This is a genomic window from Abyssibacter profundi (assembly GCF_003151135.1).
Lineage (GTDB): Bacteria > Pseudomonadota > Gammaproteobacteria > Nevskiales > OUC007 > Abyssibacter > Abyssibacter profundi.
The window spans coordinates 39,091-57,103 of record NZ_QEQK01000016.1 but is presented as its reverse complement, the minus strand read 5'-3'; the positions used below and the strand labels follow the sequence as shown (position 1 = coordinate 57,103).

The 18,013-nt window shown below is 64.1% G+C and carries 16 protein-coding genes; 5 read left to right on the top strand and 11 right to left on the bottom strand.

Annotation, left to right across the window (positions count from 1 at the left end):
• Positions 1-5 precede the first annotated feature (5 nt).
• Positions 6-509, bottom strand: coding sequence for an efflux RND transporter periplasmic adaptor subunit (locus DEH80_RS15130; protein WP_109721352.1), 504 nt, complete (start codon positions 507-509; stop codon positions 6-8).
• Positions 510-615: 106 nt separating this feature from the next.
• Here DEH80_RS15130 and recQ point away from each other — a divergent pair, with 106 nt between their 5' ends.
• The 3 genes from recQ to DEH80_RS15115 all read left to right on the top strand — a co-directional run bounded on the left by recQ (position 616) and on the right by DEH80_RS15115 (position 4,146).
• Positions 616-2,433 (top strand): DNA helicase RecQ, encoded by a 1,818-nt coding sequence (gene recQ, locus DEH80_RS15125; RefSeq protein ID WP_109721376.1) that lies wholly within the window; start codon positions 616-618, stop codon positions 2,431-2,433.
• Positions 2,434-2,601: 168 nt separating this feature from the next.
• The gene (locus DEH80_RS15120) at positions 2,602-3,162 is read left to right on the top strand and encodes a hypothetical protein (RefSeq protein WP_165831500.1); all 561 of its coding nucleotides are present in this window, start codon (positions 2,602-2,604) and stop codon (positions 3,160-3,162) included.
• Between the two features lie 60 nt (positions 3,163-3,222).
• Positions 3,223-4,146, top strand: a complete 924-nt coding sequence (locus tag DEH80_RS15115; RefSeq protein WP_109721350.1) for a hypothetical protein — start codon at positions 3,223-3,225, stop codon at positions 4,144-4,146.
• On the opposite strand, the gene DEH80_RS15110 is transcribed toward DEH80_RS15115, so the two are convergent.
• From DEH80_RS15110 to DEH80_RS15085, 6 genes are all read right to left on the bottom strand, one after another.
• Entirely contained in the window at positions 4,127-6,607 is a 2,481-nt protein-coding gene (locus DEH80_RS15110) for a TcfC E-set like domain-containing protein (RefSeq protein ID WP_109721349.1), read from the bottom strand. The two genes, DEH80_RS15115 and DEH80_RS15110, sit on opposite strands and share 20 nt — an antisense overlap.
• Positions 6,608-6,633: 26 nt before the next feature.
• Complete coding sequence (locus tag DEH80_RS15105; RefSeq protein WP_165831499.1) at positions 6,634-7,287, bottom strand: fimbrial biogenesis chaperone; 654 nt, start codon at positions 7,285-7,287, stop codon at positions 6,634-6,636.
• 110 nt (positions 7,288-7,397) lie between these two features.
• The gene (locus DEH80_RS15100; RefSeq protein WP_133249270.1) at positions 7,398-7,757 is read right to left on the bottom strand and encodes a hypothetical protein; all 360 of its coding nucleotides are present in this window, start codon (positions 7,755-7,757) and stop codon (positions 7,398-7,400) included.
• 224 nt (positions 7,758-7,981) lie between these two features.
• Positions 7,982-9,301 carry a DEAD/DEAH box helicase gene (locus DEH80_RS15095; protein WP_109721375.1) on the bottom strand — a complete coding sequence of 440 codons (1,320 nt, stop codon included), beginning with the start codon at positions 9,299-9,301 and terminating at the stop codon, positions 7,982-7,984.
• A 172-nt stretch (positions 9,302-9,473) separates the two neighbouring features.
• Positions 9,474-10,718: a sensor domain-containing phosphodiesterase gene (locus tag DEH80_RS15090; RefSeq protein WP_109721346.1), complete on the bottom strand. Its 1,245-nt coding sequence runs from the start codon at positions 10,716-10,718 to the stop codon at positions 9,474-9,476.
• 107 nt (positions 10,719-10,825) lie between these two features.
• Positions 10,826-12,631 (bottom strand): acyl-CoA dehydrogenase, encoded by a 1,806-nt coding sequence (locus DEH80_RS15085; protein ID WP_109721345.1) that lies wholly within the window; start codon positions 12,629-12,631, stop codon positions 10,826-10,828.
• Between the two features lie 124 nt (positions 12,632-12,755).
• Between DEH80_RS15085 and DEH80_RS15080 the strand changes: the two genes are divergently transcribed.
• The gene (locus DEH80_RS15080) at positions 12,756-13,094 is read left to right on the top strand and encodes a tRNA-binding protein (RefSeq protein ID WP_109721344.1); all 339 of its coding nucleotides are present in this window, start codon (positions 12,756-12,758) and stop codon (positions 13,092-13,094) included.
• Between the two features lie 107 nt (positions 13,095-13,201).
• Here the strand turns inward: DEH80_RS15080 and DEH80_RS15075 are convergent, their stop codons facing one another.
• Both DEH80_RS15075 and DEH80_RS15070 read right to left on the bottom strand, forming a co-directional pair.
• Positions 13,202-13,681 (bottom strand): cupin domain-containing protein, encoded by a 480-nt coding sequence (locus DEH80_RS15075; RefSeq protein ID WP_109721343.1) that lies wholly within the window; start codon positions 13,679-13,681, stop codon positions 13,202-13,204.
• 112 nt (positions 13,682-13,793) lie between these two features.
• Positions 13,794-14,354 (bottom strand): fasciclin domain-containing protein, encoded by a 561-nt coding sequence (locus tag DEH80_RS15070; RefSeq protein WP_109721342.1) that lies wholly within the window; start codon positions 14,352-14,354, stop codon positions 13,794-13,796.
• A 209-nt stretch (positions 14,355-14,563) separates the two neighbouring features.
• Here DEH80_RS15070 and serA point away from each other — a divergent pair, with 209 nt between their 5' ends.
• The gene (serA, locus tag DEH80_RS15065) at positions 14,564-15,799 is read left to right on the top strand and encodes a phosphoglycerate dehydrogenase (protein WP_109721341.1); all 1,236 of its coding nucleotides are present in this window, start codon (positions 14,564-14,566) and stop codon (positions 15,797-15,799) included.
• Positions 15,800-15,950: 151 nt separating this feature from the next.
• Here the strand turns inward: serA and DEH80_RS15060 are convergent, their stop codons facing one another.
• Together DEH80_RS15060 and DEH80_RS15055 are read right to left on the bottom strand one after the other, a co-directional pair.
• The gene (locus tag DEH80_RS15060) at positions 15,951-17,135 is read right to left on the bottom strand and encodes an acetyl-CoA C-acyltransferase (protein WP_109721340.1); all 1,185 of its coding nucleotides are present in this window, start codon (positions 17,133-17,135) and stop codon (positions 15,951-15,953) included.
• 71 nt (positions 17,136-17,206) lie between these two features.
• Complete coding sequence (locus DEH80_RS15055; RefSeq protein WP_109721339.1) at positions 17,207-17,974, bottom strand: SDR family NAD(P)-dependent oxidoreductase; 768 nt, start codon at positions 17,972-17,974, stop codon at positions 17,207-17,209.
• Between the last annotated feature and the right edge of the window lie 39 nt (positions 17,975-18,013).

The window sequence follows — 18,013 nt, the reverse complement described above, 5'->3', positions numbered from 1 at the left end:
GGGGCCTACAGGCGGTGTCGTCGCAGACGCGCGGCCTGCTCGCGCACTTCCGCCTGGCGACTCGCGAACCGCGCCTCGGCGGTGGCTGCTTCCGCCGCACGGGTCTGGGCCAGCGAGGCCGACAGGTCGCCCGACTCCGCCAGCACGCGGGCCTGCTGTGCCTGACGTTGGGCCTCATCGCGTAGCGCCTCGGCTTCTTTGGCGGCAGCCTGCAGACGGGCGAGCTGCAGCTCGGCCAGTTCGGGGTCCAGCCCCAGCAGCGTTGTACCCGCGTCAACCCGGTCGCCGACATCGACGGCCAAGGTCTGGATCAACCCGGCGACGGCGGGCGACAGATCAGCGCGCTGACGCGCCGTAAACGTGCCGGACAACCGCAGCGGCGCGGCGGCGTGAGACGCTTCAATGGTCTCCGCCGTCACGGGAGTGGGCTGGGCGGCGGCAAGCGTCGACACCCAAAAGGCCAGTAGCGCTGCAGGCCAAGACGTGACAATTCGAGACGGCCGTTCCATGGCGAAGTGTCCGAGGGTCAAACCATCATATTGAACAAGCTGGGTGCCCGGCGTCGAGGGCTGTGAAGGGCTCGCCGCCGCCTGCGCTGTGCCTCACAATATCTGGATGTCAGCACAAGCAGTCTTGCAGCGGGTTTACGGGTATTCGGCATTTCGGGGAGAGCAGGAGGCCATCATCGATGCCGCCGTCGCCGGACGAGATGTGCTGGTGCTCATGCCCACGGGAGGCGGCAAGTCCGTTTGCTATCAGATCCCGGCGCTGGTCCGCGAGGGGGTGGGGATTGTCGTCTCGCCGCTGATCGCGCTGATGTCCGATCAGGTCGCGGCCCTGCGCCAGCTCGGGGTGCGGGCGGCGTACCTGAACTCAACGCTGGACTTTCAGCAGGCGTCCGAGATCGAGGCCCAGCTGCGGGCGGGTGAGCTGGATCTGCTGTACATGGCGCCGGAGCGGCTGATGCTGCCACGCACGCTGGACCTGCTCGCCGAGTCGCCACTGGCGCTGATCGCCATCGACGAGGCGCATTGCGTGTCGCAGTGGGGGCATGACTTCCGGCCCGAGTACCTGGGCCTGTCAGCGTTGGCCGCGCGTTTTCCCGGTGTGCCCCGCATGGCGCTGACGGCCACGGCCGATGTGCCCACCCGCGACGAGATCGTCCAGCGCTTGGCCCTGCAAGATCCGGCACGGTTCGTTGCCAGTTTTGACCGCCCCAACATTCGCTACCGCGTCAGCGAGCGCGGCAATGCCAAGCAGCAGTTGCTGCGGTTCCTGCAGAAAGAGCATCCCGGCGAGGCCGGGGTGGTGTACTGCCTCTCACGCAAGAAGGTGGAGGCCACGGCCGAGTGGCTGCGCGATGCCGGGTTCGATGCCGTGCCGTACCACGCCGGCCTACCGGCCGAAATGCGGGCGGCGCATCAGGAACGGTTTCTGCGCGAGGACGGCGTCATTGTTGTCGCCACCATTGCTTTCGGCATGGGGATCGACAAGCCCGACGTGCGGTTCGTCGCCCACCTCGACCTGCCCGGGAGCGTCGAAGCCTATTACCAGGAGACCGGGCGCGCAGGCCGTGACGGCGAACCCGCCGATGCCTGGATGCTCTACGGTCTGGGTGATGTGGTGCAGCGGCGGCAGATGATCGACTCCGGCGAGGCCGGCGACGAGCGCAAGCGGGTCGAACGCAGCAAGCTCGACGCCATGCTGGGCTACTGCGAACTGGACAGCTGTCGTCGCCAGCCCCTGCTTCGCTATTTTGGCCAGTCGCTCGAAACGGCTTGCGGCAACTGCGACAACTGTCTGTGGCCGCCGGAAACCGATGACGCGACCGAGCCGGCGCGGCAGGCGTTGTCGGCGGTTTATCGCACCGGCCAGCGCTTCGGCGTCAGCTATCTGGTGGATCATTTAATGGGCAAGGCCGACGAGCGCGCGCAGCGTTTTGGCCATGATCAGGTCTCGACCTTCGGCATCGGGCGCGAGTTGACGGCCGAGCGCTGGCGGCGTTTGTTCCGTCAACTGATTGCCCGCGGCTACCTGGATGTGGATGTCGACGGCTACGGTGGCCTGCGCTTGAGCGAATCCGCCAGGGGGCTGCTCAAGGGGCAGGAGACCATTCGGGTGCGTCGCAAAGTCGCAACAGGCAGTGGCGGCAGTCGCCGCGCCAGTGCGGCTCAATCCACGCTATCGCCCGGTGATGAAGGGCTGTTCGAGGCATTACGCCGCTGGCGCAAAAGCGAAGCGGACGAGCAGGGCGTGCCCGCTTACGTGGTATTCCACGACGCCACCTTGCGCGACATCGCCCGTGAAAAGCCTGCGGATTCGGCGGCCTTGGGCGCCATTGGCGGCGTGTCGGTCAAACGCCTGGAACGCTACGGCGATGCCATTTTGGAGTTGGTGGCAACAGCACAGTCAACGTCGGCGACCGGTTCGTGATCTGCCAGTTACGATGCATTGCGTCGTAAAACCTATGAGTGGTTGCTACCCCATGTGGTCGGTTTAACATCTATTTAACGTCTCCTCCTGTGCTTGAGGAGATGGCTCCGAGTCGGTGCTGGGGAGTACCGACGCTTTCGGAATCCATTCAAATATTGGGGAAATCAGGTGCGTCTAACTCATTTCACGGCCGTCCGTGCGGCTTCGCTTGTTTCATTGTCTGTTCTTGGCCTTTCGGCGACTGGCGCGTTTGCCGCCTCGCAGGGCAATCCCGGCGACACGTCCAGTGGCTCCACCACTGTGACGGCTTCCGTTCCGCCCTTGATCCGCATTTTCAACCTGGCTGACATTAACCTCGGGACGTACAACCCGTCGGACAATGACAACAGCAACGAGGGCCTGAGCGGTTCGACGGATGTCTGCGTGCTGATGAACAACAGCACGACCTATAACGTCATCGTGTCCTCGAATACCGCCGCGTTTCAGCTGGACAGCGCTACCGCCTCCGACTCGATCGCGTTCACTGCCGAGTTCAACGGCTCCCCGCTGACGTACAACACTGCATTGGCTGGCAACACGCCGGATAGCGCCTCCAGCCTGGCCGTGTCGAACTGTGACAGCGGCGACGCAGATGAGCTCGTAATCACGATCGACGAGACCGTGCTGGAAGACGCGCTGGCCGCAAATGACTACACGGCGACGCTGACCCTGCTGGTCGCCGAAGACTAAGTCGTCGGCTGTCGAGCCGAATGGACTTGGGGGGGCGGCGATGGCCGCCCCTCTCTGGTTATGCGGTTACGCAAGTGCGGGGGCCGGTTTGTACTCACCCTGGGGCTGTTGTTGCCCGGACTGGTGAGTGCGCGAATCGATATCGATCCCGGTAACGCCCCGGCGCAAGTCGTCTCCTGGACTGGGGGCGATCTGGTTGTTCTCCAGGATTTCTGCGTGCTGTCTGTGCAGGCGCCCCAGGCCACGTCCACTACTGTGATTCCTTATCGGGTCATGGTCGAGGGTCCGTTTGAGCTTGAGAGCGGCGCCAATACGATCTCGGGTGTCTTGGAGTGGGTCGATCTTGAGGTCGCGTCCGCCACCAGCCTGTCGCCCAACGTGTTCACAAGCGATTCGCAAACGGGCGTGATTCAGAACTGCCCGGGTGGCGACAACGGGCGTCTGCGCATTACCTACCCCGAGGCTGGAGTTGCAGGTGCGGCCCCTGGAACCTACCGGCAAACCTACCGGATCGAAGTTGCCAACAACGGGCAGGGCAAGTCCCAGGGCATGTCCCGCCTGGACGTCGAGCTGACCCTCCCGGATTCCGTTCAGGTCAGCGAGATCGATGACATCGATCTTGGCACCTATGCTGGTGCGGATTTACAGGGCAGCGACCAGCTGTGCGTGTTTCGACGCAGCGGCGGCCCCTACGCGGTGTCCGTCACCGGTGCTGGCGCGGGTGGCAGTTTTGTCATTACGAATGGGGCGGCCGAGCTTCCGCTCTCACTGACCTGGGATGATGGTTCGGGACCTGCGCCGCTATCGCCTGGTGCGTTGCTACCGGGGCGGGGTAATGCCTTCACGGGTTCAGCCACCTGCAATAACGGTTTGTCCAACAACGCTGAACTCAGCGCGCGCATCGATCAGGCCGAATTCCTGACGGACGGCATCGTTTCCGGCGGCTACGCGGGCACGCTGACACTCACGATTGAGCTGGAGTAGATGCGGACCTGATCGGTCGACACAGCAGCATCTCACTGCGGAGGATGCCGTCGCGTTCAGGCAAGGGTTCGAGGTCGATCCAGCATGGGCCCGAGTCGTCCCGGGCGTCCAGCCGAGTGGTGCCTGCTGCGATTTCGGCCTGCAGAAAGCCGGTGGCGGTGGTCTCGGCCCAGCCGCTGGCCCCAAGAACAGGCGCTGAGTCCAACGGTTTCATGATATCCAGGCAGTAGCGCTGCCCTGCGAGGCAATGGCGCTGCGTCGTATAGACCCGGGCAAGCACGATGTGAATCTCCTCGGCTTCCCAGCGGACAGTCTTGACGTCGCCGGGGTAGAGCACGACGCGCTGCTCCCCGCCTTGCAGTTGCAGCAGCTGGGTGCCGCGGTCGCGGAGATCGATGACGTACTCCCGATAGGGTTTGAGCGTCAGCGGCACCTGGCGACCGGTATCGGTCGTGACCGCGCGACGACCGTCTACAAGCACGTCGACTCTTCCAGCCTCGACGGTCTCGAGGTTAATCAGCACGGCGGCCAGCCCCCGGTCCAGACCGCCCCAGCGCAAGGAGTGATCAGGGCCCAATGTCAAGCTGCTCTGGTGACCCAGGGTGTACTGGGTCGCGTTGCGCCCCTGGAGACTCCGGTGGGCGAGTCCCAGGCGGGAGTCACCGCCAGTTGCTCGGTGCTCTGTGTCCAGCGTCAACTCATCACCGCTGTCATCGGTGCGGGCGCCGAGGTTCACATTCCAGCGTGAGCCATCTTCCAGGCTGGTGTCCCAGCGACTGTAAGCGGATGTTGCATGGTGTGAGGTCTGCTCGCCCCGGTCATCATGAATCCGTTCATGCGTTGCGCCGTAGCGCCAGCGAGCGCCGCCGGCCAGCCATTGCAGGCTGAGGCCGATCTGGGACTCGTCCTCGATACGGCTCAGGCTGGCCGATAGCTGCAGTCGGTTGCTATGGGTCAGACGGACCAATTGCGACAGTCGAAGTGTCCTGCGTTCACTGACAGAGCCATCCGTTTGCTGGCTTCTGGTCACCGACAGACCGAGTAGGCTGTTGCCCCAGCGCTGCGAGAAAAAGGCCGAATGTGAAGCGAGGCTTTGTGTAACGAGCCGGTGGTCTTCTCCTCCGCTGCTTGCAGACTGGCGCTGCGTACTCATCGACAAATGGCTGCTCCGCCAGCGAGCAGATCCGCGCACCGACCAGCCGGACGCTCCGCGGGAGCTGGCGAACAGCTCGCCTCCGATGCTGAGCCAAGGCGTGATGGCCGAAGCCGAAAGTTCGCCCAGGCCTTCTTGCTGGTTCGCGGCGCCTGCAACGCCCAGGCCCAGCCAGTCCGTCTGACGCCAGCGATAATCGCCGCGTAGCTGCCAGTCTTGTTCCACGGCCGGCAGGGTCTGCTCGGTGGCACGTGCCCCGGTGCTTCCGAGTGCAATCTGCCACAGCGGTTCGCCCAGTGGTGCCAGCAGGGCGGATTTGACGAAAAATCGCTGTTCGCGGGTTTCGACCCCGGCGCTGTCGATCGCAACAATCTCCACGAGATAGCTGCCGGCCGGAAAGCCGTCTGTCTCAATGAGTTGGTAGCCCGCCTCATAGAAGCCCGTCTCGATCAGGCGCCCTTCCGCAAACACATTCACCCGGCTGCGGCGAGGCAGAAAGACTTCGAGCGGTGTGGCGATTAATCGTTCGCGATTGGACAGGCGTTCGAGGCTACGGGCCAGCCGCAGGCCCATCATCAAGTCCCGGCCGGTTGCGCGCAGCGTGTTCGGGTCCTGCTCAAACAGGCCGATGTCCAGGCTGTGGTCGGGCCAGCCGTGGTGGTAGCCGAGCTCATCAACAAGCAGGCCTTGTTCATCCGTGCTGGCGAACTCGGCGAATCCGAACCGGTCGTTGCGCCCCGCCCGTGTCCGACCAAACAGGTTGTAGCGAATGTCGTTGCGGTTGTCCTCCGAATCTCCGCTGACCAACAGATTGATGTTCTGCACGGCCGTGATCTGCGGGCTCTCGCCCTCCGGCAAGTAGCGCTGCTCCTGGGTGTCCGGGCGTGCGAGTAGCTGCGGCGCCACGAACAATTCGGCGGTGAAGCGGGTGACATCAAAAATCACGCCGAGCGCCTCAGGCACCAATGTGCCGCAGTCGGGTGACTGCAGGCCGTGGCAGAGCAGGTGGCCATGCGTGGGCAGATCCTGCGCTAGCAGGTCGGCTGCCAGCGCCCGGTCGCGCCACTGACCGACCGATTCGACAATGCGTTCCGGCTGCAGGAACCGGAGGGTGTCATCCGTGAACTCGGCCAGCGAGGTGACGAGGAATCGTCCGCCAAAGTACACATCAACGGCTGTGATCTGTGGTTCGAGCAAGCTCTCGAAACCCGCGGGCGGACCCTGGACAGTCGCCCGAAATTCGTCATTGGCCAGTGCGGTGAAGCCGAGTCCAAGAATCAGCGGCCACCAACGCAACCAGGGCAGCATGGCGAAGTGATGCAACCTGTGGGTGATCAGTAGCGGTGTGTGCGACTGCGGCCATTGGCCACAGCCGTGAACTGCACATGGCCGCCAGCCGGGGCGTCCAACAGGCGCTGGTTGCCGGGGTACAGGCGCATGCCGCGCAGCTCGCTGCAGTCTGCGGCCGCGTCGGGGCAGTGCTGCACATCGCGCAACAAGACGTTGACGTTGCCGTTGTTGCGCAGTCGGACGCCCTCCGGGGTCCGTTCTGCATCCAGCTGAACGCGACTTTCGACGGGGCGGACAAAGACCAGTAATTGATAGGCGATGAGTATTCGCACGCCAATCCCTTCGGCGTCGACAGGCGGTGCGACAGGCAGCACGTTCACGCGGTACACACGTTCCTGTTCGCCGTGTCCCCGCAGGTTGACCAGCCGGATCGCGCGGCGCCGGTCTGGTTGGATGACGAGTTTGGTCGGGCTGGCGATCAGCCCGATCGTTTCCGGGTTCTCGACAACCTCGCGTTGCTCTTCCTCCGTGCCGGGCGCCGTCACTTCCAGGACTTCGAGTTTGAGATAAAGCGGATGCTCGCCAGTATTGCGGACGATGACATCCTCGCGGCCAGGGCCATCTGTCTCGAACACAATCTGTGTGCGATCCAGCTGCATGTTCCCCGACGCGACTGTGCTGAACAGCAATGCGCCCACGAACCCGAGTCGAAATAAGGAAAGCCGGGACCGCCGGCCGCTGGTCGGTTTTAAAGCCGTCATGCGCATTGTTGTTGTCAGTTGGTCCATGCAACCAGCCGACCGATGACTTACTGCGAGATCACCAGTAGCGTGATGACAGCGTGGCCTGAATCGGATGGTGCGCCCCAGAGACCCGAGTGGCGTTCAATTCGCAGCGCTGCCGCTTGTCCCCGTTGGCAGGCGCCTCCCCCAGGCCCAGGCAGCATTGTAGCCTGCTTGCCGGTGTCACCGAGCACCGCCAGCGCGTAGTCCGCGCCGGCCCGTTGCTCCACGCACATCGATGCCGTCACGCTGTGATCTGAGGTGTCTTCAGTGTGCAGCTTGGTGACGAACAGCCGCGGCGCCAGCTGCAGCATGATTCGCAGATCTGCGCCAGCGCCGTTGCCCAGCACGGGTGTCGCATGCAGCGCCATGAGACACAGTCCCACGGCACACACTCCGCGATGTAGGGGTTGGCGATCCACTCCACTGTCGTGACCTGCGAAGCAGGACAATGCGCTCCGATATCCGATTCAGAGCCATTGAACAATGCGGCCGGTAAAGGCCATGTAGTGGTCGCCATCGGGCGGTGCGCAGCACCTCGCTGACGCTTGGCTATGCGCGCACGGTGCAGGAGGCTCCGACGCGGGGGATCGTCCGCGTCGGAGGGGGATTAGCGTGCCGGGCGATTGCCCCCGCCACCCGAGGCGCGGCGTCGGCGCCGTGGCTTGCCCGGCTGGCCTGCGCGCTCACCGCCGCCACCGCGTCGTTTGGCCTGGCTGTTGCGCGACGACGGTTGTCCACCGGGTTTGCGCGGCGGGCGTGCCGCGCGTTCATCGCGTTCCTGGGCGGGCAGCGGGGCATTGAAGTCAAACCCCTCGACGTCGCGCTGCGGAATCTTGCGGCCGATCAGGCGCTCGATGCCCTTGAGCAGCTTGACCTCCTCGCCATCGACCAAGGACAAGGCCTCGCCCTCAACGCCAGCCCGACCCGTGCGCCCGATCCGGTGCACGTAGTCCTCGGCCACGTTGGGCAGCTCGTAGTTGATTACATGCGGCAGCTGATCGATATCGATGCCGCGGGCCGCGATGTCCGTGGCCACCAATACACGGATGCTGCCGTCCTTGAAGCCGTTGAGGGCTTTGGTCCGTGCATTCTGACTCTTATTGCCGTGCAGGGCAGCGGCGGTGAGTCCGTCGGTTTCCAGCTGTTTGCACAGCCGGTTGGCACCGTGTTTGGTCCGCGTGAAGACCAGCACTTGGCGCCAGTTGTTGGAACCGATCAGCCAGGACAGTAGTGCCCGCTTGCGACGCTTTTCGACGGGCACCATCGATTGTTCGATGGTCTCGGCCGTCGAGTTCTTCGGCGCGACGTTGATCTCTTTGGGATTGTTCAGCAGGCCCTTGGCGAGCTTGCGGATATCGTTAGAGAACGTGGCTGAGAACAGCAGGTTCTGACGCTGGGCCGGCAGCGACTTGATCACACGCTTGATGTCATGGATGAACCCCATGTCCAGCATGCGGTCGGCCTCGTCGAGGATGAACACCTCGATCTTGGACAAATCCAGATGGCCTTCGCGTACGTGGTCCAGCAGGCGGCCGGGTGTGGCAACCATGAGATCCAGGCCAGCGCGGATGGCACTGATCTGCGGCCGCGGTGAGACGCCGCCGAAGATCACGGCCGTCTTGAGCTTGAGGCCGGCCCCGTAGGTTTCGACGCTCTCGCTGACCTGGGCGGCCAGTTCGCGTGTGGGGGTGAGCACCAGCACGCGGGGCGCGCCGGCCCGACGGTTCGGTTCATTGGCGAAGCGATGCAGGATGGGCAGCGTGAACGCCGCCGTCTTGCCCGTGCCCGTTTGAGCGGCGGCCATGAGGTCGCCGCCGGCGAGCACGGCGGGTATGGCCTGCTGCTGGATCGGGGTCGGGGTGGAATAACCTTCACGCGCAACAGCGCTAAGCAGGGCTTCATGAAGCCCGAGTTCGGAAAAATGCATGTGATCTCCTGAAGCCTGTTCGCGCAGCTGCGCGATCCGGTTCAGGCTGATGAATGAGGGCAGCTGGATGCTGCGGGTCTGGCGCCGTCGCAGAGCGACGTTCATGCCGCCGTCACCGGAGGACAGGCAGCGAGCTGCGCGAGTCTACAGGCAAGCGGGCCGCTTGTCGCGCCTACAGCGGGTACTCCAGGTCGCAGCATAGAATCGAGTCGCTGCGTCCGATGCGTGTCACCTGTGACAGCGTCACGCACATATACGAGCCGGTTAGCGACAGATAGGGGCGGGTGACCTGCAGATGGCCGGGGTCGGTGCGGGCGCGACGGAAATAGGGGCGATGGGCCCAGTTGGCACCGTCCGAATCGAGCAGGGGACGGTGTGGCATGCGGTTGAGGACGTGGCGATTGGCTCCATCAATACTCGCACCCCGCTGCCGCCCGGCATCGTCCAGGCAGTACAGGCGGACCATTCTGGGCAAGCTGAGCAAATCGGAGGCCGCGTTCTCGAGACTGACACCCCGGGCCACGGCGGCGCGCAGTTGCATGAACGCCCGTGTGTAGGCATCGAGCGCCTGTTGCAATGCGGACTCGTGATCCTGCACCTGCTGGTCGTAGGCTTGCGGCAATCCGCCCGCGGGCAAGTGCTCCAGCCCTGTGCTGGCGAGCTCTGTGCTGGGCCGGGCGAAGTAATAACCCTGCATCAGATCCACGTCCGCGCGAACGGCATCCAGTGCATGGGCCTCGTTTTCCACGCCCTCGGCCAGCACCAGCGAACCAATCTCGTGCAGCATGTTGACGATGAGCGGCAGGCAGCGCGCGGCCTGTACGTCATTGCGGCTGTCCGTGACGAAGGTGCGGTCCAACTTCACGATGTCGGGTCTAAACCTGATCATGCGCGACAGGTTGGAAAACCCGGTGCCGAAGTCGTCGATGGCGATCAGGCAGCCGAGTTCACGGTACGCCGCGACGATGTCCAGCAAATCGCCCGGATTGGGAATGTCCTGTTCGACAATCTCGATGACGACATCCGCGGGGTCAAGGTTGGCGGCAGCCAGGGTTTCGCCCAGGGTTTGAGCGGCGAGTCGCGTGCGCCGGGCATCGACCGGGTCCACGTTCAGAAACAGCCATTGCTGCCCCGGCCGGGCTCTGCAGAAGTTGGCGACGTGCAGCCGCGCCACCACCTCGTTTAGGGCGATGGCATCGGCTTCGGGCCAGTCGCGGCAGAGAAAATGCAGCGGGGCGACGGGTTGACCGCTGGCATCGGTAATCCGCAGCAGTGCTTCCTGGCCCACCGCGCGATGGTGGGCGTGGCTAAAAATGGGCTGAAACGCACTTTCCAGGCGGAAGCCTTCGAAGCGGGTGACTTGACGGGCGGTCCCGGCGTCTTCTGCGCCGTTGCCACCCTGCATTGCGCATGGCATGCGGTTCCTGGTTCCTTGGATCGGTGGCCGCAGGGCCAACAAGTTTCATGCCGGAGTGGCGACTCCGGGTGGGTGATCGGCCTCCATGGCGCCGATCGCCCTTGAGGCTACAGGGTTTCGGCCCGCGCATTCAGCGTGGTGTCATCCAGACGCGACAGCAGGGCGCACTGCGTATGAATTTTGGGGAGCTCGTATCGGAAGAAGTACTGGCAGGCGGTGAGTTTGCCGGCATAGAAATCCTTGTCTGCCTCGCTGGCATCGGCCCGTGCGGCGACGGCCACCGCCGCCTGTTCCAGCCACTGCCAGGCCATGACGATGTGGCCCAGCATGTCCAGATACACCGTGGCGTTGGCCAGGAAGCGGTCGGTATCGCCCTTCATGGCGGCGCCGATCAGGGTTTGTGTCGTGCTGCCCGCGGCCGTCAAAGCACTGCTGAGTTCGGTGGAAAACTCGGCCAGTTCCGGTGTGCCTGCGGTGCGGCTGATGGTTTCGGTGATCGTGGCCACCAGCAGTTTAAGCGCCGCGCCATCTTGCATCATGACCTTGCGGCCCAGTAGATCCAGGCCTTGGATGCCGTGGGTGCCTTCATGGATGGGGTTGAGCCGGTTATCCCGGTACAGCCGCTCCACCGGATAGTCTCGGGTGTAGCCATAGCCGCCCAGCACCTGAATGGCGTGCTTGTTGGCCTCCAGGCAGAACTCACTGGGCCAGGACTTGGCAATCGGCGTCAGAATCTCTAGCAGCAGGCGGGCGTGGGCGACGGCGTCGCTGTCGTCGCTGGCATCCACGATGTCCACGAGCTTGGCGCAGTAAAGGCACAGCCCGAACGCGCCTTCGACGGCGGCCTTTTGTGCCAGCAGCAAACGGCGCACGTCAGCATGCTCGATGATGGCGACGGGCTTGGCGTTCGGGTCCTTGCCAGAGACCGGCCGGCCCTGGGGCCGGTTCTTGGCGTAGTCCAGCGCCACCTGGTAGCCGGCGTAGCCCAGCACGGCAGCGCCCATGCCCACGCCGATCCGGGCCTCGTTCATCATATGGAACATCCCGGCCAGGCCTTTGTGCGGGGTGCCCACCAGATGCCCGATGCAGTCTTCGGATTCGCCGAAGTTCAGCACCGTGTTCACGGTGCCTCGATAACCCATCTTGTGGTTAAGACCGGCCAGCCGCACGCCGTTGCGCGCCCCCAGGCTGCCATCGTCGTTGACCAGAAATTTGGGGACGACAAACAGCGAGATGCCCTTGGTGCCGGGCGGCGTGTCCGGTGCGTCGATCTTGGCGAGCACCATATGAATGATGTTTTCCGACAAATCGTGCTCCCCGCCGGATATCCACATCTTGGTGCCGACCAGCTTGTAGCTGCCGTCGGGTTGGGGGATGGCTCGGGTCTTGATGTCGCCCAGTGACGAGCCTGCCTGCGGTTCGGACAGGCACATCGTGCCGAAAAAACGGCCTTCGATCATCGGGCGCATGTAGCGCGCCTTTTGTTCTTCGCTGCCGACAATGCGCAGCATGTTGGCGGCGGCCGCGGTCAGAAACGCATAGCCGGCGGTGCCGATGTTGGCCGCGGAGAACAGCGAGGCACAGGCCTGTGCCACCGTGTAGGGCAGTTGCAGGCCGCCATCCTCGGCGTCAAAGGCCATGCCCAGGAAACCGCCTTCGATATAGGCGTCCACGGCAGCCTGGACTTCCGGAATCAGGTGAACGCGCTCACCGTCGAAGTGCGGCTCATTGGCATCGAGCTTGGCGGCGTGGGACAAGAACTGGTCAACCGACAATTGCTCGGCCGCATCGATCACGGCATCAAAGGTCGCGCGATCATGTTCGCGGTAGCGGTCCAGGCCGCTCAACTCACCGACGTTGAGGTATTCGAACAGCAGGAAATCCAGATCGCGGCGATTGATTGGCTTGGTCATGTACTTGGCTGTTTATGTCTCCGGGCGCTGATGGTGCCATCTCCCTGCGACCGGGGCCACCAGGCCCGCCGGGTTTGTGGCCGGTTGCTGGCCTGCGTGCGGGTGGCGCGGCAGAATCTCGGTCATGGACAGCATCACCTGGGACGACTTCGAACGCGTGGAACTCCGCGTTGGCACCATCGTGGCCGCCGAGCCGTTTCCCGAAGCGCGCCGACCGGCCTACCGGCTGCAGGTCGACTTCGGCACCGACATCGGTGTGCGCAAATCCAGTGCACAGATCACCGATCTCTACGACTGCGATGCATTGGTGGGCAAACAGGTGGTCGGTGTCGTGAACTTCCCTCCCAAGCAAATCGGCCCCATGCGTTCGGAGTGTCTGATCACCGGTTTTTATCGCGATGATGGCGCCGTGGTCCTTGCCGTGCCGGATCAGCCCGTTGCCAACGGGGCCAAGCTGGGGTAGCCGCGCGTGGGTGGGTCGGGCCTCGATCAGGCGATGTTCGAGCGTAAGCGTTGGAGCGTTCCCCATCAATTGGCGGTCTCATTCACACCGCCCCAAACCGCCATCAGTTATTTTCCGCCCATGACGGGATGGCTGATCTGCTGGGTGTCGACGAGGTCCGGAGCATGCCCCTGGCGGCGGTAGATGCGCTTGCCCAGGCGCGGGTAGTCGCCGACGTCATGGACCAGGCGCTGGCCGATGACCAGGCAGCGCAGGGGGGTGGTTCCGGTGTTATGCATGCTGTGCGGTAGCCCGCCGGCGCGGTAACCGATGAAGTCTCCTGGGCCGATCGGGTGGCGCGTGTCGCCGATCTCGACCTCGCCCTGGCCCTCGAGCACGTAGGTGCACTCGTCCTCGTCGCTATGGACGTGGAACTCAGTGGATTCGCAGCCGGCAGGGACCTCGATGAGATGAACGCCCAAGCCGGTCAGGCCGGTGGCATCACCCAGCGATTTGTTGTTCCGGCGCGCATTGTCGTTCAGGAAATGGACCTTGTCGGTCCCGGCCATGGCCGCAATGTCTGTGGCGGTGAGCAAATAGCCATCCATGCATCAAACCTCGTTGGCAGATTTCGGATGGCTGGAGTTTACGGCTTGGTCGAACGCCGCCGGAATAGGCCGTGCTATCCCGGCGGGCACGGATCGGAGCCGCCGTGCTTCCCTAGGGCAGCAGCACCGTGTCGACGACGTGGATCACACCATTGGACTGGGCGACGTCGGCAATCGTGACCGCGGCCGTGTTGCCGGCTTCATCCTCGACCATCAGGCTGCCGTCGCTGAGCGAGAAACTCAGGACGTCTTCGCTCAGCGTCGCGTAGCGCACCTGGCCCTCGTTGATCCGAATCTGCGAGACCAGCAGGTCGGCTGTAAGCCGGCCGGGGATGACGTGGTAGGTCAGCACGTCGGTGAGGCGCTCCTTGTTCTCGGGCTCGAGCAAGGTGTCGACCGTGCCATCCGGCAGCGCTGCAAAGGCCTGATCGGTTGGGGCGAACACGGTGAAGGGGCCCTGGGTCTGCAGGGTGTCGACCAGGCCGGCGGCCTTAACCGCAGCGACCAGAGTTTCGTGATCTTCCGAATTGACGGCGTTGGCAATGATGTTCTTGGACGGATACATCTGCGCCCCACCGACGACGGTGGTCTTGGCGGCCATTGCAGGCAAAGACATGGCCAGCAGGGCCACGCCAGCGTTTCGGGCGATTCGACTGTGTGTTTGTCGGGTCATCCTTGCTCCTTTGAGGTCTGGGGTTGAACCGTCGACGCCAACACGCCGACTCTATGGAGTTCGACTCCTCAGACCCGGGTCGATGCAACCGGCCGTCGGATCGTGGCCGGTTTACTCGGCTTCGGGCGGAAGTCCTGGGGGGCTGAAGTTCGATTTACCCGCGATTTCAGGCAAACTCCGCGCCCCGATTGCCACAAGGAAGCCCCGGAATGCCTGCGACGTCGTTTCCCCGCGAAGACATCAAGATTCTGCTGCTGGAAGGGCTGGCGGATTCCGCGGTCCGGACGCTTAAGAACGCCGGGTATACGCAAATCGACTATCGGGACGGTTCGCTCACCGGGGATGATCTCAAGCAAGCGATTGCAGACGCCCACATCATCGGGATCCGCTCCCGCACGCAGCTGACCCAGGAAGTCTTCGATCACGCCCGTCGGTTGATGGCCGTCGGCTGCTTCTGCATCGGCACCAACCAGGTAGACCTGGAAGCCGCAGAGAAGAAGGGGATTCCAGTCTTCAATGCCCCGTATTCGAATACGCGCAGCGTGGCCGAGTTGGTGCTGGCCGAGGCGATCATGCTGATGCGCGGTATTCCGGCCAAGAACATGGCCTGTCACCGCGGCGGGTGGATGAAGTCCGCTGCCGGCAGCTACGAGGTGCGCGGCAAGGTGCTGGGCATCGTCGGCTATGGCCACATCGGCACCCAGGTCGGCGTGCTGGCCGAAGCGCTGGGCATGCAGGTGATCTTCCACGATGTGGAGCCCAAGTTGGCGCTGGGCAATGCACAGCCGGCTTCGACTCTGGATGACCTGCTGGCGCAATCCGATGTGGTGACCCTGCATGTGCCGGACACGCCGGCCACGCGCCGGATGATTGGCGTGACGGAGATCCGCGCCATGCGCCGCGGCGCCATGCTGATCAACGCCTCGCGTGGCACGGTGGTCGATATCGAACCGCTGGCCGAAGCGCTGAAGGACGGGCACCTGGCCGGTGCGGCCGTGGATGTCTTTCCCAAGGAACCCAAGGCCAATGGCGAGGCCTTCGAGTCGCCGCTGGTCGGTCTGGACAACGCGCTGCTCACGCCGCACATCGGTGGCAGCACGCAGGAAGCGCAGGTCAATATCGGTGGCGAGGTGGCCAGCAAGCTGATCCGCTACTCAGACAACGGATCGACCCTGTCGGCCGTCAACTTCCCCGAGGTGCAGCTACCCGAACACGCCGGCAGCCGCCGCCTGCTGCATATTCACGAGAACCGACCCGGCATGCTGTCTGCGGTTAACGAGGTCTTCTCGGGCAGCCGTGTGAACATCGATGCCCAGTTCCTGCAGACGCGGGGCTCTATTGGCTACGTGGTCATCGACATCGATGCCGATGCCCAGGGCGCAAACGCCATGCGCCAGCAACTGGCCGCCCTGCCCGGCACCTTGAAGACGCGCTTGCTCTATTAGGGGCGCACCGAGCGTTTCGTGTTGCCGGTTTGCAGGCAGCAACTCGGCGGCGCGAATCAATCAGTGCTTTCCTAGCCGTTTTCCTGCCTAAGCGGGCAAGAAAAAGCCCCGGTGGCCGCTGGCCAACCGGGGCTTTTTAATACGCGTTGCTCTACAGTCGTTCGATCGCCACGGCCGTGGCTTCGCCGCCGCCGATGCACAGCGAGGCAACACCGCGCTTGGCGCCGCGTTTCTCCATGGCGTTGAGCAGGGTCACGAGAATGCGTGCACCCGATGCGCCGATGGGATGGCCCAGCGCACAGGCGCCACCGTGGATGTTGAGCTTGTCATGCGGAATGCCGATGTCCTTCATCGCCGCCATGGCCACCACGGCGAAGGCTTCGTTGACCTCCCAGACATCGACATCGTCAACGCTCCACTGCACCTGTTCTAGCAGGCTGCGGATGGCGTGGACCGGGGCAATGGTGAACTCGGCGGGCAGGCGCGCGTGTGAGGCGTGGCCGACAATCCGGGCCACCGGCTTAAGGCCCATGGACTCCGCCGTCGACGCTTTGCTCAGCAGCATCGAAGCTGCGCCATCGGAAATCGAGCTGGCCGTGGCCGCCGAGATGGTGCCGTCCTTACGGAAGGCCGGGCGCAGCCCCGGAATTTTGTCCGGGTTGGACTTGAAGGGCTGGTCGTCCTGCTGGACCGTGACGTCGCCCTTGCGGCTCTTGATGGTGGCCGGGACGACTTCGGCGTCGAACGTCCCATCTTCGTTGGCCAGTTTGGCGCGGCGTAGGGACTCGATGGCAAAGGCATCCTGGTCTTCCCGCGTGAAGCCATAGCGCTCGACCGTGCGTTCGGCGAACTCGCCCATGGGCGTACGCTTTTCGTAAGCGTCTTCCAGACCGTCCAGGGCCATGTGGTCCAGCAACTCGGCGTGGCCGAAGCGGTAGCCCGTGCGTCCCTTGGGAACGAGGTAGGGGGCATTGGTCATGGACTCCATGCCACCGACGATGGCGGTGCGGATGGAGCCGGCCTTGAGCAGATCGTGGCCCAGCATCACGGCTTTCATGCCCGAGCCGCACATCTTGTTGATGGTCAGGCAGCTGGTGGCGTCAACCAGGCCGGCGCCGCGTGCAGCCTGACGTGCTGGCGCCTGACCCTGGCCGGCACCCAAGACGTTGCCCATGATCACTTCGTCGACGGCATCGTTGGCGATGCCGGCAGCGGCCACGGTGCGGCCGATGGCCAGCGCGCCCAGTTCTGCGGCGGTGAGCGCCGCGAGGCTGCCCATCATGCCGCCCATGGGGGTGCGGGCAGCGCCACTGATGACAATCGGATCATCACTCATTCTGTGTCCTCTCAACTATTGAATTCGTTGCTTGTCGCCGGGCGTTCGCCCGGCGGCGTGGGTTCGGTGTCCTACTTGGGCGGCAGGCGGATCGCCCCGTCTAGCCGGATGGTTTCGCCATTCAACATGGTATTGCCCAGCGCGTGACAGGCCAGTGCCGCGAACTCCTGCGGCTTGCCGAGCCGGGCCGGAAACGGAGTCATTTGCCCGAGCGCCTCGCGGGCCGCTTCGGGCAGGTCATCCATCATCGGGGTTTCGAACAGGCCCGGTGCGATGGTCAGCACGCGAATGCCCGTCTTGGCGAACTCGCGAGCCAGCGGCAAGGTCATGCCGACCACGCCGGCTTTCGATGCCGCATAGGCGGCCTGGCCGATCTGGCCGTCATAGGCTGCGACCGAAGCCGTGTTGATGATGACGCCGCGCTCGCCGGCGTCGTTGGCGTCTTGCGCCTGCATGGCGGCGGCCGCCAGGCGAATCATGTTGAAGCTGCCAATCAGATTGATCTGGATGCAGCGGGTGAAGCTGGCCAGGTCATGTGGGCCCTGACGCCCAACTGCCTTGCTGGCCACGACAATACCGGCGCAGTTAATCAGGCCGTCAATGCGGCCGCCCAGCGTGACGGCAGCGTCGACCGCGGTGCGGGCGGCCGCCTCGTCGGTGACATCCGTGGGGACGAACCGTGCGGCGTCGCCCAGCTCGGCGGCCAGCGCCTCGCCGGCCGCGATGTTCACATCGGCGATCACGACCTTGGCGCCGGCTTCGACCAGCGCACGGACCGTCGCGCCTCCCAACCCGGAACTCCCTCCAGTAACCAGCACTGTGCTGTTGCTCAGCTTCATGTTCTTGTTCTGTGCTCTGTGAATCGGAGCGCAAGCCTA

Excerpts from the sequence above, each read along its gene's own strand:
- DEH80_RS15075 (WP_109721343.1), bottom strand. The coding sequence starts at position 13,681 with ATGGATGGCTATTTGCTCACCGCCACAGACATTGCGGCCATGGCCGGG.
- DEH80_RS15130 (WP_109721352.1), bottom strand. The coding sequence starts at position 509 with ATGGAACGGCCGTCTCGAATTGTCACGTCTTGGCCTGCAGCGCTACTG.
- recQ (WP_109721376.1), top strand. The coding sequence starts at position 616 with ATGTCAGCACAAGCAGTCTTGCAGCGGGTTTACGGGTATTCGGCATTT.
- DEH80_RS15080 (WP_109721344.1), top strand. The coding sequence starts at position 12,756 with ATGGACAGCATCACCTGGGACGACTTCGAACGCGTGGAACTCCGCGTT.
- DEH80_RS15090 (WP_109721346.1), bottom strand. The coding sequence starts at position 10,718 with ATGCCATGCGCAATGCAGGGTGGCAACGGCGCAGAAGACGCCGGGACC.
- DEH80_RS15085 (WP_109721345.1), bottom strand. The coding sequence starts at position 12,631 with ATGACCAAGCCAATCAATCGCCGCGATCTGGATTTCCTGCTGTTCGAA.
- DEH80_RS15060 (WP_109721340.1), bottom strand. The coding sequence starts at position 17,135 with ATGAGTGATGATCCGATTGTCATCAGTGGCGCTGCCCGCACCCCCATG.
- serA (WP_109721341.1), top strand. The coding sequence starts at position 14,564 with ATGCCTGCGACGTCGTTTCCCCGCGAAGACATCAAGATTCTGCTGCTG.
- DEH80_RS15055 (WP_109721339.1), bottom strand. The coding sequence starts at position 17,974 with ATGAAGCTGAGCAACAGCACAGTGCTGGTTACTGGAGGGAGTTCCGGG.
- DEH80_RS15095 (WP_109721375.1), bottom strand. The coding sequence starts at position 9,301 with ATGCATTTTTCCGAACTCGGGCTTCATGAAGCCCTGCTTAGCGCTGTT.
- DEH80_RS15115 (WP_109721350.1), top strand. The coding sequence starts at position 3,223 with ATGCGGTTACGCAAGTGCGGGGGCCGGTTTGTACTCACCCTGGGGCTG.
- DEH80_RS15110 (WP_109721349.1), bottom strand. The coding sequence starts at position 6,607 with ATGCTGCCCTGGTTGCGTTGGTGGCCGCTGATTCTTGGACTCGGCTTC.
- DEH80_RS15070 (WP_109721342.1), bottom strand. The coding sequence starts at position 14,354 with ATGACCCGACAAACACACAGTCGAATCGCCCGAAACGCTGGCGTGGCC.